Source organism: Stenotrophomonas rhizophila, from assembly GCF_020857975.1.
GTDB lineage: Bacteria > Pseudomonadota > Gammaproteobacteria > Xanthomonadales > Xanthomonadaceae > Stenotrophomonas > Stenotrophomonas rhizophila_C.
The window spans coordinates 1-1,430 of sequence record NZ_JACWUO010000043.1 but is presented as its reverse complement, the minus strand read 5'-3'; the positions used below and the strand labels follow the sequence as shown (position 1 = coordinate 1,430).

The 1,430-nt window shown below is 41.6% G+C and carries 4 protein-coding genes; all 4 read left to right on the top strand.

Annotation, left to right across the window (positions count from 1 at the left end):
* Nucleotides 1–376: hypothetical protein (locus IC535_RS18935; protein WP_228958712.1), on the top strand; the 376-nt coding region annotated here is incomplete at its 5' end.
* 6 nt (nucleotides 377–382) lie between these two features.
* Entirely contained in the window at nucleotides 383–805 is a 423-nt protein-coding gene (locus tag IC535_RS18930; protein WP_228958711.1) for a hypothetical protein, read from the top strand.
* Between the two features lie 26 nt (nucleotides 806–831).
* Nucleotides 832–957 (top strand): hypothetical protein, encoded by a 126-nt coding sequence (locus IC535_RS18925; protein WP_263595840.1) that lies wholly within the window; start codon nucleotides 832–834, stop codon nucleotides 955–957.
* 174 nt (nucleotides 958–1,131) lie between these two features.
* Nucleotides 1,132–1,430, top strand: a 299-nt coding sequence (locus tag IC535_RS18920) for a hypothetical protein (protein ID WP_228958710.1), incomplete at its 3' end; no start/stop codon positions are given.

The window sequence follows — 1,430 nt, the reverse complement described above, 5'->3', positions numbered from 1 at the left end:
GAATGGAATGGAATGGAATGGAATGGAACGGAAAGGAATGGAATGGAATGGAATGGAATCAACCCAAGTGCAGGGGAATGGAATGGAATGGAATTCAATGGAATGGAATCATCCGGAATGGAATGGAATGGAATGGAATGGAATGCAATGGAATGGAATGGAATTAACCCGAATAGAATGGAATGGAATGGAATGGAACGGAACGGAACGGAATGGAATGGAATGGAATGGAATGGAATGGAATGGAATGGAATGGAATGGAATGGAATGGAATGGAATGGAATGGAATCAACGCGAGTGCAGGGGAATGGAATGGAATGGAATGCAATGGAATGGAATCTTCCGGAATGGAATGGAATGGAATGGAATGGAATGAAATGCAATGGATTCAACTCGATTGCAATGGAATGGAATAGAATGGAATGGAATGGAATGGAATGGAATTAACCCGAATAGAATGGAATGGAATGGAATGGAACGGAATGGAACGGAATGGAATGGAATGGAATGGAATGGAATGGTATGGAATGGAATGGAATGGTACGGAATAGAATGGAATGGAACGAATTGGAATGGAATGGAATTGAATGGAATGGAATGGAATGGAATGGAATCAACCCGAGTGCAGGGGAATGTAATGGAATGGAATGCAATGGAATGGAATCATCCGGAATGGAATGGAATGGAATGGAATGGAATGGAATGGAATCAACCCGAGTGCAATGGAATGGAATGGAATGGAATGGAATGGAATGGAACAACCCGAATGGAATGGAATGTAATGGAGAGTAAGGGAGTTGAATAGAATCAATCCGAATGTAATGGAATGGAATGGAACGGAATGGAATTGAATGGAATGGAATGGAATGCAATGGAATGGAATCAACCCGAGTGCAATGGAATGGAGAGGAATGGAATGGAATGGAATGGAAACTACCCGAATGGAATGGAATGTAATGGAGTGTAAGGGAATTGAATAGAATCAATCCGAATGTAATGGAATGGAATGGAACGGAATGGAATGGAATGGAATGGAATGGAATGGAATGGAATGCAATGGAATGGAATCAACCCGAGTGCAATCGAATGGAATCGAATGGAATGGAATGCAATGGAATGGATTCAACTTGAATGGAATGGAAAGAATGGAATCAACACGAGTGGAATGGCATGGATTGGAATGGAATGGAATGGAATCAACCCGAGTACAGGGGAATGGAATGGAATGGAATGCAATGGAATGGAATCATCCGTAATGGAATGGAAAGGAATGGAATGGAATGGAATGGAATGGAATGGAATGGAATCAACTCGATTGCAATCGAATGGAATGGAATGGAATTAACCCGAATAGAATGGAATGGAATGGAATGGAACGGAACGGAATGGAATGGAATGGAATGGAATGGAATGGAATGGAATGGAATGGA